Below are 632 nucleotides of genomic sequence, written 5' to 3' on the forward strand. Positions count from 1 at the left end.
CTTGAAGGTCTCTAGCAGTTTCTCGCGTTGCTTTGAGAAACTGCCCAATCAAAGTCCATTGGTCGAAGGATGGCGATGACGTTTCAAAGATTTCGTCAAGAGCAGGAATCAGGAGTGCGATAGAGCGATGTTTTGATACATTAGCAATGCTGCCACAATTTAGCCGGATTCGATACCACCACTGCGCAAATACAGGAAACTCTTGACTTTGAAGAATCTCTAAATCTGGAAATAAGCGAGGCACTTCCGGGTTCAAGTCTTCATAACGAAATTGAGCGCAGGCTATATCAAGTACCTCGTCCGAATTGCCACGAAAGGTTAGCTTCAAATTGGTTGCTAATCGTTCACGGTCAGTCAGAATTCGATCCACGCAGGTTCGATACTTGCTGATCAGATACCAGAGAAACATTTCAGAGGCTGTTTGACCAAGTGCAGTTCTACTACCACTCCACCATTCTTTCCACTGCTGACTTGCTTCAGTATATTGAGACCACACCCAAGGGTAGCCAACATCTTCGATAACTCTTCGCGAACCTTCTCGGAGAGGGTCGAAAAATCCAACTGTTTGAATAAACCTTACTACTTCTGATTGACTGTAATAACTGAGGCGAATATCTTGACCACTTAAAGGT

The 632-nt window shown here is 44.3% G+C and carries 1 protein-coding gene; it reads right to left on the reverse strand.

All coding sequences use genetic code 11. From position 1 onward, the window contains the following. The coding region (locus D7Y13_RS46250) for a hypothetical protein (protein WP_208734566.1) at positions 1 to 632 on the reverse strand (632 nt) is incomplete at both ends.

The organism is Corallococcus praedator, assembly GCF_003612125.1.
Lineage (GTDB): Bacteria > Myxococcota > Myxococcia > Myxococcales > Myxococcaceae > Corallococcus > Corallococcus praedator.